The sequence below is a fragment of the Martinezella dioscoreae genome (assembly GCF_009176305.1).
GTDB classification, from domain to species: Bacteria; Pseudomonadota; Alphaproteobacteria; order Rhizobiales; family Rhizobiaceae; genus Rhizobium; species Rhizobium dioscoreae.
In genome coordinates this window covers 957,233-975,494 of sequence record NZ_BLAJ01000003.1, presented here as the reverse complement: position 1 = coordinate 975,494, position 18,262 = coordinate 957,233, and the positions used below count along the sequence as shown (strand labels likewise).

Genomic DNA, 18,262 nt, shown 5'->3' with positions numbered 1-18,262 from the left:
TCTTTCTTGCGGGTCAGAGGCCGATGGCGGCTTTGACGGCCTCGAGGCCAGGCTTGCCGTCGATAGTGGTGACGCCGGAAAGCCAGGGCGTCAAGGCGTCCGGATGCGCCTTCAGCCAGGCAGTGCCCGCGTCCTTGGCGCTCTCGCCGCCGAGGATCGATCCCATCAGCGAATTCTCCATGCCGATGTCGAAGGTTAGGTTATGGAAGAGCTTGGCGGCGTTCGGGCATTGCGCCGACCAGCCGGTGCGCGCCAGCGTGTAGACCTCGGCGCCGCCGTAATTCGCGCCGAAATAGGCATCGCCACCGGAAAGATAGGCAATCTTGAAGCGCTCGTTCATCGGATGCGGCGCCCAGGCGAGGAAGACGATCGCCTGCTTGTCCTTCGATGCGCGCTCCACTTGCGACAGCATGGCCTGCTCGCTCGATTCCACCAGTTCCCAACCCTTCAGGCCGAAGTCGTTAGCGTCGATCATCTTCTGGATATTGGCATTCGCGGGCGCGCCCGGCTCGATGCCGTAGATCTTGCGGCCGAAATCGTCGCCATACTTCTGCAGGTCGGAAAAATCCTTGATGCCCATGTCGGCGACGTAGGTAGGAACGGCGAGCGTGAACTTCGCGCCCTGAAGGTTACGGTTTAGCACTTCGGCTGCCTTCACCTTGTTGAGATCGTCGACGAAGGCCTTCTGCGCCGGCATCCAGTTGCCGAGGAAAACGTCGATCTCGCCTGTCTTCATCGCCTGGTAGCCGATGGGCACGGAGAGCGTCTTGATGTCGGGCTCGTAGCCGAGCGCGGTTAAGAGCACGCCGGTCACGCCGTTGGTCGAGGTGATATCGGTCCAGCCGGGGTCCGAAAGGTGGATCGTCTTGCAGCTGTCGCCATCAGCCCGGGCGATGCCGGCAAGGGAAAGGACGGAAAGAAGAGCGCCGGCGGCGAGCCGGCCCATTGCAGACATGCGCATGACGAAAGTTCCCTCTTGTTATTGGATTATTTTATTGAACATCACTAGAGTCGCCGCTGTGAAGCAGGCATTTTTCGATAGATGCCAAAAGGAAATTTTATGGCTGAACGTTTTGTCGATCTCGGTTGGCTGCGGATATTCCTGGAAGTGGGCCGCTCCGGCAGCCTCTCCGGCGCCGCTGCAGCGCTTGGCCTGACGCAACCGGCCGTCAGCTATCAGATCCGCCGCATCGAGGAGCAGATGGGTGTGCCCCTGTTTCGCCGCCAGCATCGCGGCGTTGTGCTCTCGCCGGAAGGGCAGCGCCTGTTCGAGATCGTCGAAAAATCCGTCGGCAGCGTCGACCATCTGGTGCGCAGTTTCCGCGCCGAGGCGGAACGGCCATCCGTTCGCCTGCGCACGGATTATGCTTTTTCCGCGCTGTGGCTCATTCCGCGCATGCATGCGTTCCGGTTGCTTCACCCAGAAGTGGATATCCAGATCGTCGCCACACAGCGGCTGGATCGTGGCGCGCCGGAAAGTGGCGATATCGCCGTCTTCTTCGGCACGCGCAGCGAATTCGGTCCCGCCGCCACCTTGCTTTTGCCGGAAAAGGTCGTGCCGATCTGTACCAGGGGTTTCGCGGAGCGTCACGGCCCGTTCACCGATCCCTCGCAGCTCGCAGGCACCACGCTCGTCCATCTCGATTCGGAGATGCCATCGCCCTGGTTCGACTGGGAAAGCTATCTTTCTGCCTTCGGCATTGCCCGCGACGCCTATGCCGGCCGCGGCGATCTGCGCTTCAACACCTATTCGCTGGTTGTGCAGGCAGCGCTCAGCGAGCAGGGCGTTGCCATTGGCTGGATGGGCCTTGTCGATTCTCTGCTTGCCGCCCGGACGCTAGTGACGGCCGGCCCGATGCTGGAGGCGCCGGAGCGCGGTTATTGGCTGCTGCCGCCGGCCGCCGCAAACCCGCAGGCGGAGCGGCTGGCGCAATGGCTGCTCACCGAAGCCGCCACCGGATGATCATCATGCTCTATTCCGCCGTAAGATCGGCAAGAAACGTCTCGCACCAGCGCGATACGTCATTTTCAAGCAGATAATCCATCATGCCGCGCCAGCGTTCCTGCCGCTCCTGCAGCGGCATGTTGATGGCCCGCGCCAGCGCGTTGGCGGTGCCGTCGACATCATAGGGGTTGACCAGCAGAGCACCTTTTAGCTTACGCGCCGCCCCGGCAAAGCGGGATAGAACCAGCACGCCGGGATTGTCCGGGTCTTGCGCCGCGACATATTCCTTGGCGACCAGATTCATGCCGTCGCGCAAGGGAGTCACCAGCCCGACCTTCGCAAGCCGGTAGAGGCCGGCCAGGATCGGGCGGCTGATCGAGCGGTTGATGTAGCGGATCGGCACCCAATCGACCGTACCGATCGCACCGTTGACCCGGCCGGCCTGTTCGGCGACCGCGTGCTGCATCGCCTCATATTCCGGCACTTCCGAGCGAGATTTCGGCGTGATCTGCAGATAGGTGACGCTGCGCCGATGCGCGGGATTGTTGGTAATGAAGCGCTCGAAGGCATCGATGCGCTGCGTGATGCCCTTGGAATAATCGAGCCGGTCGACGCCGAGGATCAGGTCGCGGCCTTCAATGCTTTGCCGCACCTTCTGCACCATGCTATGCGACGCGGCCCTGCGGGCGAATTCGGCAAAGCCCGCCGTCTCGATGCCGATCGAATAGGCGCCGCCGCGAAAGTCATGACCGTGCGCGCTGAAATGGCCGGGGCTTTTCTCGATGCCCATTCCCTCGCGCTTCAGGCAGCCTGCAAAGTTCTCAAGATCATGGTCCGTCTGAAAACCGAGCAGGTCGTAGGAAGAAAGGCCACGCATGATCTCCTCATGCACCGGCATGGCAAGCACGACATCCGCCGGCGGCCAGGGAATGTGCAGGAAGAAGCCGATACGGTTCTTCAAGCCCATCTGCCGCAGCTCTGCCGCCAGTGGAATGAGATGATAGTCGTGCACCCAAATAATGTCGTCAGGCTCGATCAGCGGTGCGAGCCGGTGGGCAAAGAAGCGGTTGACGCGGAAATAGCCGGTCATTTCCTTGCGGGCATATTCGGCGAGATCGAGCCGGTAATGACAGATCGGCCAGAGCACGCGGTTGGCAAAGCCCTGATAATATTCCTCGACATCGGTCTGGGTAAGATCGGTCAGCGCATAGGTGATGTTGCCGTCCTGCGTCATCTGCAGCGGCTCAGGCTCGACGTCGCCGCTCGATTTGCCGGACCAGCCCATCCAGATGCCGCCGCGCTCGGCAAGGGCTGCCTGCAACGCCACGGCAAGGCCGCCCGCAGCTGCTGCGCCCTTGTGATCGGGCACGGAAACGCGGTTGGAAACGATGATGAGACGACTCAACGGTAACTTCCTTTCGAGAAGGCTGGGATCGGTGTCGATGTGATCGACGGATTACTTGACGAGTGTTCCCAGCACGTCTCTTAAACGCGCAGGCGAGCCAATGGATGCACGCGCAAGCGTTTTTCCGTTGGCATCGCCGATGCGCACGGATTGGCCGCCGAGACGGTTGGCGGCGGCAAACATCGTCTCGTCGGTCACGTCGTCGCCGATCGCGACCGGGCGGCGCCCTTCGAAGGGCGTTTCGGCAAGAAACGCCTCGACGGCATGTCCCTTGCTGGCGTGGGAAGGGCAGATTTCGAGGACCATCTTGCCGCGCTGCAGATTCCAGTCGGGACCGGCTTCCTCCAGATGGCGTTGCATGACTTCGCCGATTTCGGCCTCGTATGCGGGTGCGTGCCGAAAGTGAACCGCGACCGCAGCCCCCTTGTCCTCGACAATGGCGCCGGGCCAGGCGAGCGCTTCGTGCCGAATGACCTGCTTCATCTCCTGGAAGGCAGGCGGAATATGCGCGCGCCGCAGCCGTCCCGCCGCATCGCGGCGTTCCGCGCCATGCAAGCCGGCGACGGGAAAGCGGAATGGGGCAAAAAGGGGATCGACGAATTCGATGGCGCGGCCCGTCACCAAGGCGAGCGCGCCTCCAAGCTGACGGGAGAGCGCATGCAGCGTGCCGGGCAGATAGTCGGGCACGACGATCGCTTCCGGCCTTTCGGCGAGATCGAGCAGGGTTCCGTCAATATCGAGGAACAAGGCCCAGTCCTGCGGATACAATGAGAGTGCGGTAAGGGCCGGCTCGTTCAGCGGCCTCGGTTTGGCTTCACCCTGTTCGGGCTGTTCCTGAGAAGACATGCTGGGTTAGCTAAGGCGCTCTTCTCGTTTGGCAAGGCAAAAAATAACAGCTCAAAATCAAAAGGGGCCGCCTTAAGCGACCCCCCATGAGCTTTGGCCCGTAACTGGCCTGAAGCGGCGAACGCTTCGGGAAGGTGTTGATCAGAGCGAGGGCTGCCTCGCAACGCTCACAACCATTTCCATGCCGTATACAAAGACCGAAATCTCACTAGACATTGGATCACCTTCCTTTCGTTACGTTTCAGACAAGCTTAACGTAGCTCAAATTTGACTTGATGCAAGAGGCACGGCCTCGGGGAGCTTCACACTTATTGTCGCAGTGAAATGTGTTGCCCGCCGCATCTCGAGCAAGAGCCCTGCCGTAGCGGCCTTCACGAAGAAAATGTTGCGATGCGAAACGTGAACGGACGAAGCGTCAAATATCTGTCATCTTGCGCTGCACGGGATGGAAAATTAAGACTTTATTACCCATTCCGCATAAACAATCGTCTTAGAGCCGGATGATTTTAGGTCGGCTCGACCTAAAATCTGAGCCGCTCTGGAATCGAAGAAGTAGAGCGTGATGTCGTCCGAAAACCGCCTACACTTTTCGGCATCACGCTCTGGATTTGCCATTCTCCCGCGGGACAGAAAGACAGCGGGAATCGGAGTAGAAGACGCATGTGTCGCTGGGCAGCCTATCGTGGAGACCCCCTCTATCTGGAGGAGCTGGTGTCTTCGCCCGCCCACTCCCTGATCGAACAATCCCATTGCGCCACGCGCGCCAAGACGGCGACCAATGGTGACGGCTTCGGCATCGCCTGGTATGGCGATCGGCCGGAACCTGGCCGTTACCGCGATATCCTGCCGGCCTGGTCCGATTGCAATCTGAAGAGCCTGGCGCGGCAGATCCGTTCGCCGCTCTTCCTCGCCCATGTCCGTGCTGCCACAGGCGGCGGCACACGCCGCGACAATTGCCATCCCTTTGTTTTCGAGAACTGGTCATTCCAGCACAACGGCCAGATTTCCAATTTCGACCGCCTGCGCCGGCCGATGGAAGCCATGCTCGACGACCGGCTGTTCCATGCCCGCAGCGGCACCACCGATTCCGAGCTCCTGTTCCTGCTGGCGATGCAATTCGGTCTCATGACAAATCCGACGGCGGCGATCGCTCAGACCATCGGCTTCGTCGAAGGCCTGTCGCTGCATCTGACGGGTTCGGTACTGGTGCGCTTCACGGCGGCCTTCTCCGACGGTAAGTCGCTCTACGCCATCCGCTATGCGACCGATCGCAAGGCGCCGACGCTGTATGCCTCTCCGGTCGGGTCAGGCTATTGCCTCGTGTCGGAGCCGCTGAACGACGATGTCGATGCCTGGCGCGAGATCCCCGATGGCAGCGCCGTTCTGATCGACGATACGGGCGTCCATGTCACGCCCTTCCAGCCGGAAGAGCATGCCGCCGGAGAGATCCGGACGCCGGCTGCTATTCCTGCTTGAGCTGTTCCGATATCAGCGCCGCCAGCCGCACCGCCACCTCATCCTTGTCGAGATCCGGCCACTGCTCCACGCCGTGATGGCTGATAATCTTCACGCGGTTGCGCGTGCCGCCCATGATGCCGGTTGCGGGCGAGACGTCGTTGGCGACGATGAAGTCGGCGCCCTTGCGCTCCAGCTTCGCACGGGCATTGCTCTCGACATCCTGGGTTTCGGCCGCAAAGCCGATGACGAGTTTCGGCCGCTGTGTATGATGGCCGACGGTTTTCAATATGTCCGGATTTTCGGTGAGCGCCAGCGTTGGGATCGATTCGCCTGGATGCTTCTTGATCTTCTGATCGGAAGCGGAAGCGACGCGCCAGTCCGCGACCGCGGCCACCATGACGGCGATATCGGCCGGCAGAGCAGCCAGAACGGCATCGCGCATCTCGTCTGCCCGTTCGACGTGGATCACGTTGAGACCGACCGGATCGGGTATGGTGACCGGGCCGGAGACGAGCGTGACATCGGCGCCGAGCGCAGCAAGCGCCGCTGCGATGGCATGGCCCTGCCGTCCTGACGAGCGGTTGGCGATGTAGCGCACGGGATCGATCGGTTCATGCGTCGGCCCGGAGGTGACGACCGCCTTCCTGCCGGCAAGCGGCTTGGTGCCGTCATCCAGCCGACGCTCGACGGCGGCGGCGATATCGAGCGGCTCCGCCATCCGGCCAGCGCCGCTCTCGCCGCTCTCGGCCATTTCGCCGGTCATAGGACCGACGAAGGCGATGCCGTCGCTGCGTAGAGTTTCGACGTTGCGCCTGGTGGCGGGATGGGCCCACATCTTCGGGTTCATCGCGGGGGCTGCGAGGACTGCCCGGTCGGTGGCGAGCAATATGGTCGAGGCGAGATCGTCGGCCAGCCCGTTCGCCATCTTGGCGAGCAGATCGGCAGTCGCTGGCGCGATCAGCACGAGATCACAGTCGCGCGCCAGCCTGATATGGCCGACATCTTGCTCGTCCTCTCGCGAAAACAGATCGGTGAAGACATGGTCGGCGGCCAGCGCGCCGACGGCAAGCGGCGTGATGAACTGCTGCGCACCGGCCGTCATGACCGGCCGGACGCTTGCGCCGCGCTCGCGCAGCCGGCGGATGAGATCGAGGCTTTTATAGGCCGCGATACCGCCGGAGATAATGAGAAGGATGCGCTTTCCTGCGAGAACCATGCCTGAACCCGTCGCCTGTTCTTTTGCCGACAAGCCTAAGCCTTTGGTGTGTCATAGGCAATCGCCGCGTGCTTCCATCGAGCTCGGCGTGTCGGTGATTGCGATGCGGGCGATCGGATTTTTGGCTATTTGCAGCCAATGATCACGTTGGCATCACCGACTTGTCATTTGCGGGCATCTTCGCCCTCGACGAAAGTGAACGTGTTAACGACCAAAGGAGTAACGTCTTGAAACTGATGAAAGTCGCGGTCATCGCCCTGCCAATCTTGGCTGCCGCCATGCCGGCCTTTGCCGAGCGCGCCTATTCGCCGCAAGAGCAGAAGAACAAGGAAATCGTTCTGGATTTCTACCAGAAGGCGCTGAACGACAAGGATTTCGACGCGGCTTCCAAATATCTCGGCAAGTACATCCAGCATAATCCTCTTGCCGCCGATGGGCCTGAAGGCCTGCGCGGTTTCCTGGATTACCTAAAGAAAAACTATCCGCAGTCGAAGAGCGAGATCAAGCGCGTGATGGTCGATGGCGATTATGTGATCCTGCGCGTCCACGCCATTCGCCAGCCGGGCGACCGCGGTAGCGCCATCGTCGATATCTTCCGCCTCGAGGACAACAAGATCCAGGAACATTGGGACTCGGTGCAGCCGATCCCCGAGACCTCGAAGAACAGCAATACGATGTTCTGAGCGGAAAGGCCGTGGGAAATAGAATCCGCGGCTCGTTCAAAGCATTCGAGCGACCTGATCCCGCAACCATTTCCTATGTTGCGGGATTACGTCCGCGTTCCGAAGCTGCCGGCGCGATCATTGTGTCGGCAAAACACTCGGTCAGGTACGCGTGATCGACAGGCCGCCGTCGACGAGCGATGCCGTGCCGCTCACGAAGCTTGCGTCATCGGAGGCGAGATAAAGGACCGAGCGAGCGATCTCTTCCGGGCCGGCGACGCGCTTCAGCGCATGCAGGTTGGTGATGAAAGCCTGCTTTTCGGCCGTGTCGTTCATATCGCGATACATATCGGTATCGACCGCGCCTGGCAGGACGGCATTGACGCGGACATTCTGCGGGCCGAATTCGGCGGCGAGCGTTTGCGTCAGGCCGATCAGGCCGGATTTGCTGGCGGCATAGGCGGCAACGCCCGGGAAGCTCACGGTATGGCCAACAAAGGTCGACGTGAAAATCACGGAACCACCGCCGTGCTTGATCATTTCGCCGATTTGGTGCTTGGCGGCTAGGAAGGACGCGGTGAGGTTGATCGCCAGCGCTTCGGAAAAGCCTGCCTCCGAAACCTCGGTGCTGGGACCGGCCTCGCCGAGCGTGCCGGCATTGTTGAAGGCAATATCAAGCTTGCCGTAACGCTCGACTGCAAGGGCGACCAGCGCCTTGTGGTAGTCTTCCGAGCGCACATCGCCGGCCAAGACGGTTGCTTCTCCGCCGGCCGCCTTGATCTCAGCGGCAAGGCTTTCCAGCTCTGCTGCGCGACGAGCGCCGACGACAACCTTTGCGCCTTCGGCGGCAAAGAGCTTTGCCGTGACGCGGCCGATGCCGGAGCTGGCGCCGGTGACGATTGCGACTTTTCCATTCAAGCGGTTCATTGTCCATCTCCTGTGTGAGGATGTGTCTTTCGGTTTGTCCGATACGAGGAAGATGGCCTTTTCCGATCGTTCGGATTAGTCTTCAAAAAGAGGAATTCGAATTCGGAGTTTCCGAACAATGCTGAAGATCGACGGGATCGTGACGTTCGTGACTGTAGCCGAGGCCGGCTCGATCAGCGAGGCGGCGCGACGCCTGCGCCTGTCGAAATCCGTGGTCAGCGAGCGCCTGTCGGAAATGGAGAAAGCATTGGGGGCAACCCTGCTTCATCGCACGACCCGCAAGCTGACCCTGACGGAAGATGGCACCGCTTTCCTGCAGCGCGCCACACGCATCGCGCAGGAGGTGCGCGAGGCGGCGGCCGATCTTGCCGAGCGGCGCGGCACGCTGATGGGGCCTCTGCGCATTGCCGCACCCGTCACCTTCGGCCGCCTGCATCTGGGGCCGGCCCTCTATCCGTTTCTCGCCGATCATCCAGAGATCGAGCTGACGCTCGATCTCGACGACCGTCGCGTCGATGCCGCCTCGGATGGCTATGATGCGATCATTCGCCACGGCCTGATCGCCGACTCGCGCCTCATCGCCTGGAAGCTCGCCCGCAGCCGCCGCCTTCTCGTGGCCTCGCCGGATTATCTCAGTCGTCACGGCAAACCCACGTCGCTCTCCGATCTTGAGGATCACCGCGGGATTTTCTACACGAATCGCGGCGTCGCGGACTGGCGTTTCGAGCGACCAGAGGGCGCCGTCGTCATTCGTGCGAAGCTGGCACTGGGTGTCAACAATGGCGATGTCCTCCACGATGCCGCGATTGCCGGCCTCGGTATCGCCTTGCTGCCGGCCTTCATTGCCGGGCCTTCGGTGAGGGACGGGCGGCTTGTCGAGATCGATGTCGGCTACCGGCCGGAGCCGGAATTCATCTTCATGGCCCATCCGGAGGGACGCAATCCCTCGGCCAAGCTGCGCGCCATCGCCGATCATCTGAAAAAAGCGTTCGGCGATCCGCCCTATTGGGAGCGGAACAAATAATTACGCAATCAGGCTCATGAGGTTGGCGATAACAGGTGATCGCTGCGCCTTGAGGCTGGCGAGGCCGAGCCGCGCTACGACGGGCGGCCCATCGATTTGCCGATAGGCGACGCCGTCGAGCTTGATCTGTGCGATCGAAGCCGGAACGATGGAAACGCCCAAGTTTGCGGCGACGAGATTGACGACGGATGGGATCTGCGGGGCTTCCTGCGTCACCACGAGGTCGAAGCCCGCTTCGCGGCAAGCACCAACGATATCGTCATAGAGGCTGAGTCCCACCATGCGCGGGAAGAGAATGAAGGGCTCGCCTGCGAGCGCCGCAATCGACACGCGTTCCTTTTTCGCCAGCGGATGATGGGCCGGTAGCGCGATCAGCATCGGCTCGTCGGCAAAGCGCTTCAGGCGAACATCCCGCGGATCCTCCAGACCCGGACGAATGAAGGCCGCGTCGATCTCGCCGCGCATCAGCCGCTCCATCAGCGCATTGGTATTCATCTCAGTCAGCGACAGCCGCACGTCCGGCCAATGCCCCCGAAACTCGCGGATGGTCGCCGTGACGATGGTATTGAAGGCGGAAGAGGCGGTGAAGCCAAGCGACAGGCGGCCGATCTCGCCGCGATTGGCACGCTGAGCGGCGAGCTTTGCCTTTTCCGCCGCATCGACCGCCGCTTTCGCTTCCGCTAGAAAGGCCTCGCCGGCTGCCGTCAGCTCCGCGCCATGGGGCACGCGATGGAACAGTTGCGCCCCCACCTCGTTTTCCAGGTCTCGAATCTGTTGGCTGAGCGGCGGCTGACCGATGCCGAGATTGGCGGCGGCGCGGGTGAAATTTCCCGCCTCCGCAAGTGCCAGAAAATAGCGGATATGACGTAGCTCCATCGCTATCTCCAAAAGCTATTGAGATCGCCTGCTCCATATATTGGACTAATGGAGCCGAGCTGGCTAGATTCCATGGCAAGAAAGGTTGGGTCCCCCATGTCTCGCGCCGCTGGCAAGCAGGAAATCGTTGCCTCCGAAGTTTCGTCTGGTCCCGAATTGACACTCGTCAGGAACGAGCCGCCGACCGACACCCGCCAGTTTCTGACGCGCGGCACGCCTGCCTTCCGCCGCGCGACCATTGGGCTGTTTCTCTCCGGTTTCGCCACTTTCTCGCTGCTCTATTGTGTCCAGCCGCTGATGCCGATCTTCTCTGAGGATTTCGGTGTCACGCCGGCTGCAAGCTCGCTGTCGCTATCGCTTTCGACTGGCTTCCTGGCCTTCGCGATCTTCGGCGCAGCCGCCGTTTCCGAAAGCCTCGGCCGCCGCAGCCTGATGTTCATTTCGCTGCTCGGCGCGGCCATCTGCACGATCGTCTGCGCGGTGTCGCCGAGCTGGCATATGCTTCTCGCCGTCCGCGCTCTTGAGGGCTTTCTCTTGGGCGGCGTGCCAGCTGTCGCCATGACCTATCTGGCCGAGGAAATCGAACCGCGCGGCCTCGGCGGCGCCATGGGCCTCTATATCGCCGGCAACGCCTTTGGCGGCATGGCCGGGCGCGTGGTGACCGGTACGATCGCCGAATATCTGAGCTGGCGGCCGGCATTGGCAGCGGTCGGCATTCTCGGCCTTGTCGCCGCCGTCGGCTTCCTTTATCTCCTGCCGCCGTCGCGCAATTTCACCCCACGCAAGGGTTTTGATGTTGCCTTCCACCTGAAGGCCTGGAGCGGTCACTTCAGCAATGCGGCGTTGCCGCTGCTCTTTGCCATCGGCTTTCTCGTCATGGGCTCCTTCGTCACCGTCTATAACTATGCCGGCTTCCGTTTGGTCGCTGACCCCTATGATCTCAGCCAGACCGAATTGGGCCTGATCTTCACCGCCTATCTCTTCGGGATCGTCGCATCCTGGGCGGCCGGCCTGCTCGGTGATCGCATCGGCCATTTCGTCGTGCTGCCGGTGGGCGTGCTGATCGCCGCACTCGGGGCGGCGGTGACGCTTTCCAGCTCCTTGCCGCTGATCATTCTCGGCATCATCCTGGTGACGATCGGTTTCTTCATGACCCATTCCGTTGCCAGCGCGCTTGTGGGGCGGCTGGCCCATGGCTTCAAGGGCCATGCCTCCTCGCTCTACCTGCTGGCCTATTATCTCGGCTCCAGCATTGCGGGCTCGGTCGGAGGCTATTTCTGGCTTGCCGATGGCTGGAATGCCGTGGTTGCCTTCATCCTCGTCATGCTGGCACTCTGTCTCGTCAGCGCTCTTGCCGTCGCCAGGCTGGCGCGTCGTTGACTCAGGAGGCCGCCATGATCCGCATCGACCATCTCGATCATCTGGTGTTCACGGTCGCGAGCATCGAGGAGAGCTGCGATTTCTATGCCCGTGTCCTCGGAATGGGCGTCGAAACTTTCGGGGAAGGCCGCAAGGCCCTGACCTTCAGTAATCAGAAGATCAATCTGCATCGCGCCGGACATGAGCTGGAGCCTAAGGCTGAACGGCCGACACCAGGCTCGGCCGATCTTTGCTTCATCAGCACAACGCCTCTGGATGAGGTCATTGCTCACTTGCAGGCTGAAGGCGTTGCGATTGAGGAAGGCCCGGTGCGCCGAACCGGTGCGACCGGCCCCATTCTCTCGGTCTATTTCCGCGACCCGGATCAAAACCTGATCGAAGTATCCAACGTCATTCCCTGAGATCGGGCGTCAGAAAGCCCTTCTTGACATCGTTTGCTTGCGCCATATATTAAACCAATAAGTTAATTAACTTCATGGTTTATCGAGTCGTATGGACACATTGAGCACAACCCTCTCGGCTCTTGCCGATCCTACCCGCCGGGCGATCCTGGCGCGGCTGGCGACCGGTGAGGCATCCGTCTCGGAACTGGCCGAACCCTTCGACATGTCGCTGGTCGCCGTCTCCAAGCATTTGAAGGTGCTGGAGAAAGCCGGCCTGATTTCGAAGGGAAGGGAAGCGCAATGGCGACCCTGCCGGCTGGAGCCCAAGCCGCTGCGGCAGGTCGATGACTGGTTGGAAAGCTACAGGCAGTTCTGGAACGACAATCTCGATCGCCTGGAAGCCTATGCGGCGCTATTGCAAAAGGGAGGAATGGATGACCCCAGCAATTGAGGGCGGCAGCATGCGGCCGCTACGCGAGATCGTGCTGACCCGCGAAATAGCCGCGCCGCGCGACTTGCTGTTCCGTCTCTGGACGGAGCCGGAGCATATGGTGCGTTGGTGGGCGCCCCAGAACATGACGACGCCATCCGTCTTTGTCGACCTGCGGGAAGGGGGCGCCTGGCGGCACTGCATTCTGACACCGGAGGGCAAGGAATATTGGAGCCATGGCCGCTATCTGGAGATCGTCCCGCCCGAGCGCCTCGTCTTCACCTTCGCCTGGGAAAATCAGGAGGGTAGGGCCGAACATCCGATGCAGGTGACCGTGGAATTCCATGAGCTTGGCGAGAAGACGCGCCTCGTCTTCCGAAAGGCCGAATTGCCTGACGAGACCGAACTGAAGCTGCAGACCGGCGGCTGGGAACAGGCCTTGGACAAATATGTCGCTTACGCAGAAGCCACCTCAAGGGAAGGATGAGAGTGATGAAGAAGACCTATCATGGAAGCTGCCATTGCGGCGCGGTAAGCTACGAAGCCGATCTCGATCTGCAGGGTGGCACCTTCAAGTGCAATTGCTCGATCTGCAAGAAGAAGCGCAATTGGCTGGCTGTCGCCACGCCGGCCGATTTCCGCCTGACCTCGGGTGAGGACAGCATCGGCGAATATCAATTCGGCCCGCGCATTCTTCATCATCTCTTCTGCAAGACTTGCGGCATCAGCTCCTTCAACTGGGGTGAAAATCCGGCCCTCGGCGGCAAGTTCTATGCGATCAGCATCAGCTGCCTGGACGATGCCACCGATGAGGAACTCGCCTCGCTTCCCGTCGGCTACTTCGATGGCCGCGACGACCGCTTCGATCGTGCACCGGAAGAAACGCGTTATCTTTAGCCGCTCGGCAAGGACTCCCAGTCTTCGAAACGCAGCTTTTGAACCCGTCCAAATTCTCTGACATTGTGCGTTATCAGGATCAGATCGCGGGCGACCGCTTGTCCCGCGATCAAAACGTCATAGGCACCGATCGGTGTGCCGAGGGAAGCAAGGGCCGCTCGAATTTCGCCGGCTACACGGGCATCTTGCTTATCGAAATCCAGCGTCTCGAATTGCAAGGCATCGACACGTGCCAGATTGTCGGAAACGCGCTGCCCCTTATAGGCACCATAAAACAGCTCGTGTGCGACGATGGCCGGAATGGCGAAATCCTGCGGCTTGTGCCTGCGAAGCTCGTTGACGAAGCCCGGGTGTCCTTTCATCAGCGCGATGACGGCATTGCTGTCGAGCAGATATTTCACTTGAAGATATCCAACTCGGGGCGTTGCTGCTCAGCCGGTTGCTCGGTCGCTGCTTCTACAAAGTCATCATCGATCGGGCCTGTTACGGCTTCCAGCCAGTCCCAATCTTCGGGGATCGGCTCCAGAATGATTGCCTTTCCCTGCCGGCGGATGCGCACTTCCTCGCCGTCGAGGCGGAATTCCTTCGGCAAGCGCACGGCCTGCGAGCGGCCGGACCAGAAGATCTTTGCGGTGTCCATGCCATAACTCCCTTGAGATATGACATTGATATATAGCATCTCAGGTCTGATTTCAATTCGAGGCGTTACGATCCCGATCTTGTCGCGAGCCAAATGACGTGGCGCGCGCCTGTCTTGCCATTGGCGCGCGTATTGACCACCTCGGCGGCAAAACCGCTGTCGCGCAGCCGCCGTGTGAAGCGGTCGTCGGGTCCCGAAGACCAGACGGCGAGGACACCGCCGGAACGCAGCGCATCGCGCGCCGCTTTCAGGCCCTGATAATCGTAAAGGCCGTCATTGGCTTCGGATGTGATGCCATCCGGCCCGTTGTCGACATCGAGCAGGATGGCGTCGTAGGCCGCCTTGCGAGCGCGGATGAGTGGACGCACATCGCCTTCATGAATGGCGACGCGCGGATCGTCGAGGCAGCCGTCGAAGACCGTTGCCATCGGCCCGCGTGCCCATGACACGACAGCCGGCACCAGTTCCGCGACCGTAACTTTGGCGTCCGCTCCGAGTTCGCCGAGCGCCGCGCGCAAGGTAAAGCCCATGCCAAGGCCGCCGATCAATATGTGTGGCGCCTTCCGGCCCTTGATCTTCTCGCAGGAAAGCGTCGCAAGCGCCCGTTCGGAGCCGCTCAGCCGGCTGTTCATCAGCTCGTTGGTGCCGAGCATGATGGAAAATTCCTGGCCACGCTGCTTCAGGCGCAGCTCGCCGCCGCCGGGGATTTTCGCAGTATCAAGCAAGGTCCAGGGGATCACGGGCAACTCTCAACTCAATTTTGAATTGCCCGGACCATAGTCTTTCGGTGCCGCTAAGAACAGATGCGCTTATCCCAAACGGATATAGGGCACATCCTTTTTCGCAACTTCATCAAGCGCTTCCTCGTAACCGGCATCGGCATAGCGCATGACGCCAAGGGCGGTGTCGTTGGTCAGCGCGTGGTCGAGCCGTTCGTCGGCGGCTTGCGTGCCGTCGGCGACCACGGTGACGCCGCAGCTCGTCATGTAGCCGGCATAGCCGCCGCCGCCGGAATGGACGACGACGAGATCGGCCATGGACGAGCAGAGCATCATCGCGTCGATCAGCGGCCAGTCGGCAATCGCGTCGGAGCCGTCCTTCATGCGCTCGGTCATGATGTTCGGATGCGCCATGGCGCCGGCATCGAGATGGTCGCGCGAAAAGGCGATCGGCCCCTTCAGCTCTCCGCCTGCCACAAGCTCATTGACACGGCGGGCAAGGGCGGTGCGCTCTCCGTGGCCGAGCCACGCGATACGCGCCGGCAGCCCTTCGAAGGGCACGTGCTGACGGGCGAGCTTGATCCAGTTGGTAATGATCTTGTTGTCCGGGAACATTTCCAGCAGCAGATCGTCGATGCGGGCGATATCGCTTTCCTCGCCCGAAAGCGCCATCCAGCGGAACGGGCCGATGGCGCGGCAGAAGAGCGGCCTGAGATAGGCCTCGGTGAAGATCGGTATATCGAAGGCGTTCGCAACGCCGCCTTCCTTCGCCTGTGTGCGGATCAGGTTGCCGTTGTCGAAGACTTCGGAGCCTTTTTTCTGGAAGTCCAGCATGGCCTTCACGTGTTCGACGATCGAGGCGCGGCTGGCCGCCATGAGCTGGCCCTGGCCGTCATCGCGGAGATCCCGAACTTGCTGCAGGCTCATGCCCTTCGGCACGTAACCATAGACGAGATCGTGCGCCGAGGTCTGGTCGGTGACAATATCGGGCACGATGCCGCGTCGCGCGATCTCTGGATAGATCTCGGCCGCATTGCCGACGAGGCCGACGGAAAGCGCCCGCTTTTCCTTGACGGCGGCGTCGATCATCGCCAGCGCGGAATCGAGATCGGGTGCGATTTCCTGCAGATAGCCGATGTCCTGGCGCTTCTTGGCGCGATCGGCATCGATATCGATGCAGAGGATCGCAGCCCCCGCCATGCGTCCGGCGAGCGGCTGCGCGCCGCCCATGCCGCCGAGGCCGGCTGTCAGCACGAAACGACCGAAGAGGTCGCCGCCGAAGCGGCGCTCGGCGATGCGCATGAAGATTTCGTAAGTCCCCTGGATGACGCCCTGGCTGCCGATATATTGCCAGGCGCCTGCCGTCAGGCCGCCCCAGCAGATCAAGCCCTTGCGTTGCAATTCGTAGAAGACTTCCGCCTTCGCCCATTGCCCGACAATGTTGCAGTTCGCCATGATAACGAGCGGCGCTTTGTCATGCGTGCGGATGAGGCCAATCGGCTTGCCGGATTGGATGAGCAGGGTCTGGTTCTCATCCATTTCGGTCAGCGCCTTGACGATGCCCTTATGCGCCGCCCAGTTGCGCGCCGCCTTGCCGAGGGCGGCGTAGACGACAAGATTGTCCGGATCCTCCCCGACGGAGAGCACGTTTTCGAGCAGGCGCAGCAAAGCCTCCTGCCGCCAGCACTTGGCACGCAGCTCCGGACCGCCCGGAATGGGGAATTTCGGATGACGTGGATTGGCTTTCGGCATGATTGCTTTTCCTCTTGTTTGATAGTCTCTTCTTCTCCCCAGCGGGGGTTCGAAGGACGGGTCGAGACCCGTGGCTCGACCCCGGTTGGTGGCCCGAAGGGTCGGATGAGGGGGGCGATGCGGCACATATCGTCTTCGCGTACCGCTCAGACGTTCGCTCCTTAGTCGCTCACCCCCTCATCTGTCCTGACGGACATCTTCTCCCCGCTGGGGAGAAGAGGAGTGTTCTTCAATACGCGTTCACTTCGGCGGCAGGCCTTCGACGAAGTCCAGCGCAGCCAGAAGCAGCCGCTTGCGCAGCATGTCATTGCCATAGGCGTCCGGCCCGGCGCGCACCCATCCAAGCATTTTTCGGCCGCCCAACTGCATGGGTTTGACGTCACGCTGCTCCAGCGCCCAGGCATCGTTGCCTTTGCCAAGGCGGATCAGCATCCCATCATCACGGGCGCCGCACATGAGATGGCCATTGAGCAGAAAGGCCCAGCCGCCGAACATTCCTTTCTCCCTGAGCCCGGGCCGTCGCCCGAGCTCTTCTCTCAGCAATTCTTCAAGACCTGCGTCACGAGCCATCTGCGCCTCCCGCGCTTCCAAGCTTTCCCGTCAGTTCTTCTTGGCGGCGAGAGCGTATTTCGCGATCTCGATACCCATGGCTTTTTCGACAGAGGGATAGACCGTGGGGTCGAGCACGCTGGCAGACAGCGGAATGATATTCATCGGTACATGCAGGATGAAGACTGTCATACCCTCGTGCAGCTGGCCGACGCTCAAGGGTTCGCCTTCCGGCGACAGCGTGGTGATAACGGAGGGGAAGGTTGCCAGGCGCTTGCTGCCGGCATCCTCGACCGCCATGTACTCGTTCATCACATGCATGGTGACGGCCTTGTCGCCGCTGCCGACCGTAATGGTGCCGATGTCGAAGGCTTCCTTCGTGTAGACGACGTCCTTTTTTGTGATCGTACCTTCGGCCAGGATATGGCCGCCTGTTGTCTTGCAGATGGCGTCGATGACGGCGTTGCCGCCTTTCTTTTCCGCCTCGATGATTGCCTCGCCGAGCGAAAGCGCCATGGAGATGCCGCCGAGCGCCGCATGCGTGCGGACGTAAGACGCGCGCAAGGGGTTGCGGCAGGAGGCGATGAAGCCGCCTGATTGGTCGGATGCCGCACGCAGGATCGGCGAAATCTTTGCCGTCGCACCCTTCACGACCAGTTCGATATAGCGGTTCTCGGCGCGGTTGCCGCCGACGGCGGTCTGGATCATCTGCTCGGGCGAACCCGCCATGCCGATCGATCCCATATCACCAGTCGGATGAGCGCGGATGTCACCCACGGCATCCACCACCTTCGTTCCGAGGATCGCCGACGGCAGCCAGCCGTTCAGTGTCGAAGACCGGCCGTTCTGGCCGATGATCAGGCCGGAAAGCTTTTCGCCAAGCTCGTCCTGCAGCAGCTGCACGGCTTTCACGTAATCGATGCCTTGCATTTCCCACGGGGTGGTGGAGGCCGGCGCGCCGATGGCGGCGGCCGTGGCGATCCAGTCATTGTCGTTCAATTCGTCGATTGACACCAGCTCCGGCTTGCCGACATTGACGGCTGCATAGCCCAGCATGCGGCCATGATCGGCCCAGCCGCCACCGCCTGCGGCGTAAACGGAGCCGCCCTTGACGGCCGCTTCCACATCCTTGGCAACGAGTATGCGTCCCATC

Annotated in this window: 21 protein-coding genes; 9 read left to right on the top strand and 12 right to left on the bottom strand. The window is 61.3% G+C overall.

Annotated features, from left to right (window positions below; all coding sequences use genetic code 11):
- Nucleotides 1-13 precede the first annotated feature (13 nt).
- Nucleotides 14-961: a choline ABC transporter substrate-binding protein gene (gene choX / locus GDN47_RS16625; RefSeq protein WP_233789945.1), complete on the bottom strand. Its 948-nt coding sequence runs from the start codon at nt 959-961 to the stop codon at nt 14-16.
- Nucleotides 962-1,060: 99 nt separating this feature from the next.
- Here choX and GDN47_RS16620 point away from each other — a divergent pair, with 99 nt between their 5' ends.
- Nucleotides 1,061-1,963 (top strand): choline sulfate utilization transcriptional regulator, encoded by a 903-nt coding sequence (locus tag GDN47_RS16620; protein ID WP_113351355.1) that lies wholly within the window; start codon nt 1,061-1,063, stop codon nt 1,961-1,963.
- A gap of 10 nt (nt 1,964-1,973) precedes the next feature.
- On the opposite strand, the gene otsA is transcribed toward GDN47_RS16620, so the two are convergent.
- Nucleotides 1,974-3,350 (bottom strand): alpha,alpha-trehalose-phosphate synthase (UDP-forming), encoded by a 1,377-nt coding sequence (gene otsA / locus GDN47_RS16615; protein WP_113329945.1) that lies wholly within the window; start codon nt 3,348-3,350, stop codon nt 1,974-1,976.
- A gap of 51 nt (nt 3,351-3,401) precedes the next feature.
- Nucleotides 3,402-4,196 carry a trehalose-phosphatase gene (gene otsB, locus GDN47_RS16610; protein WP_113329946.1) on the bottom strand — a complete coding sequence of 265 codons (795 nt, stop codon included), beginning with the start codon at nt 4,194-4,196 and terminating at the stop codon, nt 3,402-3,404.
- 660 nt (nt 4,197-4,856) lie between these two features.
- Here otsB and GDN47_RS16605 point away from each other — a divergent pair.
- Complete coding sequence (locus tag GDN47_RS16605; protein ID WP_152093800.1) at nt 4,857-5,672, top strand: class II glutamine amidotransferase; 816 nt, start codon at nt 4,857-4,859, stop codon at nt 5,670-5,672.
- On the opposite strand, the gene coaBC is transcribed toward GDN47_RS16605, so the two are convergent.
- A complete protein-coding gene (coaBC, locus tag GDN47_RS16600) occupies nt 5,659-6,870 on the bottom strand; it encodes a bifunctional phosphopantothenoylcysteine decarboxylase/phosphopantothenate--cysteine ligase CoaBC (protein ID WP_113329948.1) in 1,212 nt (403 codons plus the stop codon). The two genes, GDN47_RS16605 and coaBC, sit on opposite strands and share 14 nt — an antisense overlap.
- Before the next feature lie 236 nt (nt 6,871-7,106).
- Between coaBC and GDN47_RS16595 the strand changes: the two genes are divergently transcribed.
- Nucleotides 7,107-7,553 (top strand): nuclear transport factor 2 family protein, encoded by a 447-nt coding sequence (locus GDN47_RS16595; protein ID WP_173002510.1) that lies wholly within the window; start codon nt 7,107-7,109, stop codon nt 7,551-7,553.
- A gap of 141 nt (nt 7,554-7,694) precedes the next feature.
- On the opposite strand, the gene GDN47_RS16590 is transcribed toward GDN47_RS16595, so the two are convergent.
- Nucleotides 7,695-8,459, bottom strand: a complete 765-nt coding sequence (locus tag GDN47_RS16590) for an SDR family oxidoreductase (RefSeq protein ID WP_152093798.1) — start codon at nt 8,457-8,459, stop codon at nt 7,695-7,697.
- 118 nt (nt 8,460-8,577) lie between these two features.
- Here GDN47_RS16590 and GDN47_RS16585 point away from each other — a divergent pair, with 118 nt between their 5' ends.
- Nucleotides 8,578-9,483 (top strand): LysR family transcriptional regulator, encoded by a 906-nt coding sequence (locus GDN47_RS16585; RefSeq protein ID WP_152093797.1) that lies wholly within the window; start codon nt 8,578-8,580, stop codon nt 9,481-9,483.
- On the opposite strand, the gene GDN47_RS16580 is transcribed toward GDN47_RS16585, so the two are convergent.
- Nucleotides 9,484-10,359 carry a LysR family transcriptional regulator gene (locus tag GDN47_RS16580; protein ID WP_152093796.1) on the bottom strand — a complete coding sequence of 292 codons (876 nt, stop codon included), beginning with the start codon at nt 10,357-10,359 and terminating at the stop codon, nt 9,484-9,486.
- Nucleotides 10,360-10,455: 96 nt separating this feature from the next.
- On the opposite strand from GDN47_RS16580, the gene GDN47_RS16575 reads away from it, so the two are divergent.
- The 5 genes from GDN47_RS16575 (at nt 10,456) to GDN47_RS16555 (ending at nt 13,449) form a co-directional block, all read left to right on the top strand.
- Nucleotides 10,456-11,739 carry an MFS transporter gene (locus GDN47_RS16575; RefSeq protein WP_152093795.1) on the top strand — a complete coding sequence of 428 codons (1,284 nt, stop codon included), beginning with the start codon at nt 10,456-10,458 and terminating at the stop codon, nt 11,737-11,739.
- Nucleotides 11,740-11,753: 14 nt separating this feature from the next.
- Nucleotides 11,754-12,140: a VOC family protein gene (locus GDN47_RS16570; RefSeq protein ID WP_152093794.1), complete on the top strand. Its 387-nt coding sequence runs from the start codon at nt 11,754-11,756 to the stop codon at nt 12,138-12,140.
- Between the two features lie 91 nt (nt 12,141-12,231).
- A complete protein-coding gene (locus tag GDN47_RS16565; RefSeq protein ID WP_152093793.1) occupies nt 12,232-12,573 on the top strand; it encodes an ArsR/SmtB family transcription factor in 342 nt (113 codons plus the stop codon).
- Nucleotides 12,557-13,039: an SRPBCC family protein gene (locus tag GDN47_RS16560; protein ID WP_152093792.1), complete on the top strand. Its 483-nt coding sequence runs from the start codon at nt 12,557-12,559 to the stop codon at nt 13,037-13,039. The genes GDN47_RS16565 and GDN47_RS16560 overlap by 17 nt, the downstream gene beginning before the upstream one ends.
- 5 nt (nt 13,040-13,044) lie before the next feature.
- Nucleotides 13,045-13,449, top strand: a complete 405-nt coding sequence (locus GDN47_RS16555) for a GFA family protein (protein ID WP_145322217.1) — start codon at nt 13,045-13,047, stop codon at nt 13,447-13,449.
- Here the strand turns inward: GDN47_RS16555 and GDN47_RS16550 are convergent.
- From GDN47_RS16550 to ertC, 6 genes are all read right to left on the bottom strand, one after another.
- A complete protein-coding gene (locus GDN47_RS16550) occupies nt 13,446-13,850 on the bottom strand; it encodes a type II toxin-antitoxin system VapC family toxin (protein ID WP_145322219.1) in 405 nt (134 codons plus the stop codon). The genes GDN47_RS16555 and GDN47_RS16550 overlap by 4 nt on opposite strands.
- Nucleotides 13,847-14,089 carry a type II toxin-antitoxin system antitoxin VapB gene (vapB, locus tag GDN47_RS16545; protein WP_113351342.1) on the bottom strand — a complete coding sequence of 81 codons (243 nt, stop codon included), beginning with the start codon at nt 14,087-14,089 and terminating at the stop codon, nt 13,847-13,849. The genes GDN47_RS16550 and vapB overlap by 4 nt, the downstream gene beginning before the upstream one ends.
- Nucleotides 14,090-14,154: 65 nt before the next feature.
- Entirely contained in the window at nt 14,155-14,829 is a 675-nt protein-coding gene (locus GDN47_RS16540; protein WP_113351341.1) for a spermidine synthase, read from the bottom strand.
- A 69-nt stretch (nt 14,830-14,898) separates the two neighbouring features.
- Nucleotides 14,899-16,560 carry a thiourocanate hydratase gene (ertB, locus tag GDN47_RS16535; RefSeq protein ID WP_152093791.1) on the bottom strand — a complete coding sequence of 554 codons (1,662 nt, stop codon included), beginning with the start codon at nt 16,558-16,560 and terminating at the stop codon, nt 14,899-14,901.
- 240 nt (nt 16,561-16,800) lie between these two features.
- Nucleotides 16,801-17,130 (bottom strand): TfoX/Sxy family protein, encoded by a 330-nt coding sequence (locus GDN47_RS16530; protein ID WP_113330045.1) that lies wholly within the window; start codon nt 17,128-17,130, stop codon nt 16,801-16,803.
- A gap of 30 nt (nt 17,131-17,160) precedes the next feature.
- Complete coding sequence (gene ertC / locus GDN47_RS16525) at nt 17,161-18,261, bottom strand: thiohydantoin desulfurase (protein WP_152093790.1); 1,101 nt, start codon at nt 18,259-18,261, stop codon at nt 17,161-17,163.
- Nucleotide 18,262: the final 1 nt, after the last annotated feature.